Annotated in this window: 3 protein-coding genes; 1 reads left to right on the top strand and 2 read right to left on the bottom strand. The window is 73.9% G+C overall.

Translation table 11 applies throughout. From position 1 onward, the window contains the following. Positions 1 to 110: 110 nt before the first annotated feature. Both ACZ55U_RS38875 and ACZ55U_RS38870 read right to left on the bottom strand, forming a co-directional pair. Positions 111 to 1,514, bottom strand: a complete 1,404-nt coding sequence (locus ACZ55U_RS38875) for a selenium-binding protein SBP56-related protein (protein WP_465534332.1) — start codon at positions 1,512 to 1,514, stop codon at positions 111 to 113. A 142-nt stretch (positions 1,515 to 1,656) separates the two neighbouring features. Then, positions 1,657 to 2,217 (bottom strand): hypothetical protein, encoded by a 561-nt coding sequence (locus tag ACZ55U_RS38870; RefSeq protein WP_465534330.1) that lies wholly within the window; start codon positions 2,215 to 2,217, stop codon positions 1,657 to 1,659. A 299-nt stretch (positions 2,218 to 2,516) separates the two neighbouring features. Here ACZ55U_RS38870 and ACZ55U_RS38865 point away from each other — a divergent pair, with 299 nt between their 5' ends. Beyond that, positions 2,517 to 3,623 (top strand): alpha/beta hydrolase, encoded by a 1,107-nt coding sequence (locus tag ACZ55U_RS38865; protein WP_465534328.1) that lies wholly within the window; start codon positions 2,517 to 2,519, stop codon positions 3,621 to 3,623. Positions 3,624 to 3,710 lie beyond the last annotated feature (87 nt).

Raw genomic sequence — 3,710 nt, 5'->3', positions numbered from 1 at the left:
TTAATCTTCTCCCCTGGGTCCACCCAACCCCACCCTCCTCCCCCCCCCCCCCCCCCCCCCCCCCCCCCCCCCCCCCCCCCCCCCCCCCCCCCCCCCCCCCCGGCGGTCGCTCAGCGGAAGCAGTAGGAGTCGGAGGAGGCGTCGCCGCCCGCCAGGTGGGTCTGGTGGACGCGCAGCCCGCGGAAGTCGGCGCCGTGGGGGAAGAAGCGCTCGTCGACGCTCAGCCCGCCGGCCTCCGGGTCGGCGTCCAGTTTGACCATCCAGGGCTCGATGCCCTCCGGGTAGAACTGGTCGTCCCAGGCGCCGTACAGCGAGTTGGTGAGGTAGATCCGCCGGCCGTCCCGGCTGATCTCCACCATCTGCGGCGCCCCGTTCAGCGGGCGGCCGGGCTCGGCCGGGTGCGGGGTGCGGGCGGCGACGCCGCCGAGCCGCACGGAGCCGGTCAGCCGGGGGTGGAACGGGTCCGAGACGTCGTACTGGAACAACTCGCCGGTGCCCCAGGCGGAGACGTAGAGCCAGCGGTCGTCCACCGACAGGTTGATGTCGGTGACGAGCGGCGGCACCGCGCCGAAGGGCTGGAGGGCGGGCGGCAGGTCCTCGGCCTTGGCCGGCTCGGCGGGGATCTCGATCACCTTGCGCGCGGTGAAGGCGGGCCCCTCCCGGTACCAGAGCCAGACCGAGGAGGAGAGGTCCTCGACGTTGGTGACCACCCCGGCGAAACCCCACTCCGCCTGCGGGTCGTGCGCCGGGCGCAGCTCCAGGACCATCTGGTGCTGGTCACCGAGGTCCACCCGCTGGAGGTGGCGGCCGGTGTCCAGCTCCCAGAAGTGCAGCGCGTGGCCGTACTTGCGCCCGAGCAGGAGGTCCGGCACCACCCCGTCCTCGATCATCCACGGGGTGCCCCACTCGCTGGTCACGCCCACGTTGGTGCCCAGGTGCCACCAGACGTCGTAGGCGAGGTGCTGCGGGCCGCGCTCGGTCTCCCAGGGGCGCAGCACCTCGAAGGTGGTGTGGTCGAGCAGCGCGACCCCGCCCGGGCCGTCGTCGCCGTCGGCGCCGCCGAGGCAGGACAGGAACACGCCCTCCGGGCCGCAGTGCAGGGTGTGGGGGCGCGAGTAGCCGGCCTTGGCGGCGAGTTCCGCCGCCTCGATCGTCCTGACCAGCCGCGGGCGGACCGGGTCCGGCCGGGTGTCCAGCACGTGCAGCCGGGAGGAGCGCAGGCCGGGCAGCAGCAGGTAGCGCCGCTCCGGGTTCTGGTGGCAGGCGTGGGCGAGGGCGCTGGAGCAGGCGTTCCATCCGAAGTGGTGCAACTCGTCGCCGAGCGTCGGCAGTTCGGCGAAGTTCAGGACCTTCCCGTAGGTCGCCGAGTCCGGATCGGTGTCGACGCTCAGCAACGCGTCCGGCCGCTGCCCGGACCGGTCGAAGCCGGCCACGTACGCCAGCTTCTCCGGCGGCGCGGCGATGGCCTCGGTGGCCGAACGGTAGAGCGATGGATCGGTATGCCCGTGCTGCATGCAAACTCCCCGACTCGCCTGGTCTGTCCGGGAAGCGTTCCACAGGGACACCGGCGCACAGCAGGCGCACGAGGAGTGGAGGGGAGGCGCGGGCGGCTCCCCTCCCGGGGTGCGTGACAGCGCGCGCGGGGCGGCCCGGGGCTCAGCCCGACGCGGTCGCGGTGCCCGGGGGCTCGTCCCGCCGGGCGATGCCCTCGGCCCACTGCGGGAACTGCGCCGTCGGCACCGGGGGCGAGGCCGGGGCGTCGGGGCCGATCTCCGTGGCGGGGAGGAACACGATCCGGCAGCGCCGGCACAGCCACGTCGCCCGCCACACCCCGTGGAGCCGCTGCCACTGCTCGTAGGTCCGCGGCCACCGGTCCGCCGCACCGCTCCGACGGCGCCGGTGGGCGGAATGGACGGAGAGCCCGATGCCCAGCAGGACCACGGCGATGAGGAGCGCGCCGTAGTGGCTGCCCAACCGGTACGCGGAGTCGGTGACGTCGGTGTCGCCGCCGGTCCGCAGGGAGGCCAGCCCGAGCAGTCCGAAGAGGGCGGCCAGGACGAAGAGGGTGACCGCGCACCCACTGGTGCCCCCGGGCTCGGGCGGCATCGTCAGCAGCTCCCGGGTCGGCGGGTCGAGCGGTCGGTCGGTGTCCAGCAGGGCCTCCCGGACGGCGACGGTCTCATCCGTCGCGGCGCAGGTGGGGCAGGTGGTGCTCATCGGGTAGGGCTCCGCGAGTGGCTCGTGGTCGGTCGAAAGCGCACGTAGTAGAGCACAGGGAGCCGGTGGCCGGCACGGCGGCCCCGGAGCTCCGGCGCCCGGGCACCAGGGCGGGACAGGCGAGCGCACGGGTGATCAAGTGCCCGGCCCCTACGGCACATCCGCGCTCCGGGCGGCGGCCGGAGGCGGGCGAGCCCGTGCGGAAGGCGGCAGGCGGACGCGAGAACATTGCGATCATCACATCGCGGCAGGTCGGCGATGCCGGGGACGGGACCGGCCGAGCCAGTACAGTCGGCCCCATGGAGTTCCGTGAAGACATCCTGGGTGCCCCCTACGAGGCGGCCGAGCTGACGCTGCGGCCGGACGACGAAGGGGCGGTGTGCGCGACCCTCGTCCGGCGCCTGGTGCCCGGGTCGGAGCGGGCCGTGCTGTACGTCCACGGGTACAACGACTACTTCTTCCAGACCAACCTGGCCGACCACTACACCGCGCTCGGGTTCTCCTTCTACGCCCTCGACCTGCGCAAGTACGGCCGCTCGCTGCGCCCGCACCAGTCGCCCAACTTCGTGCGCCACCTCACCGAGTACGACGAGGAGATCGACGAGGCCGTCCGGATCATCCGCGAACTGGACGGCCACCGGAAGCTGCTGCTCAACGGGCACTCGACCGGCGGGCTGATCGCCGCGCTGTGGGCGGGCCGGCGGGCCGGGCGCGGCGTGGTGGACGGGCTCTTCCTCAACAGCCCGTTCCTGTCGATGCCGGCCGGGCTCGCGGTCCGGACCCTGGGCGGTCCGGCCGTCACGGCGCTCGGGCGGATGGCGCCGACCCGCGTCCTGCCGTCCTCGCTCAACCCGCACTACACCCACAGCCTGCACAAGGACCACAAGGGCGAGTGGGACTTCGACCTCGCCCTCAAGCCCGCCGAGGGCTTCCCGCTGTACGCGGGCTGGCTGGCGGCGATCCACCAGGGGCACCGGCGGCTGCGGCAGGGGCTGGGCATCGACGTACCGGTGCTGCTGATGGCCTCGACCCGCTCCATCTCCACCACCGTGTGGCACGAGGGGGTGCGCCGGGCCGACGCGGTGCTGCGCGCCGACGACATCGCCGCGCAGGGGCCGCGGCTGGGCCGGCACGTCACCATCGTGCGGATCGAGGACGGCATCCACGACCTGGTGCTGTCCGGCGAGGCGGTCCGCGCCCGGGTGTTCGCCGAGCTGGACCACTGGCTGGCGGCCTACCTGGACGTGCCGTCGGCGGGGGCCCGCCCGGTGGAGGCCCGGTCTGCCGACGCCGAGCCGGTGGCCACCGGGTCCGCCGACGCCCGGGCCGCCGACGCCCGGCCGGCCGACGCCCGGCCCGCCGACGCTCCGCCCGGTGACGCCCAGCCCGTCGGGGAGAGCGCGTGAGTTTCCTGAGTCAACCTCTATGCCGCCGGAGCCGTCTCGGGAGTCGTTTTGATCTTGTTGTTGGTCTGGTGGGTGACGGGGTCGTAG

The organism is Kitasatospora sp. NPDC034533 (genome assembly GCF_055575155.1).
This window is presented reverse-complemented; position numbering and strand designations above follow the sequence as displayed.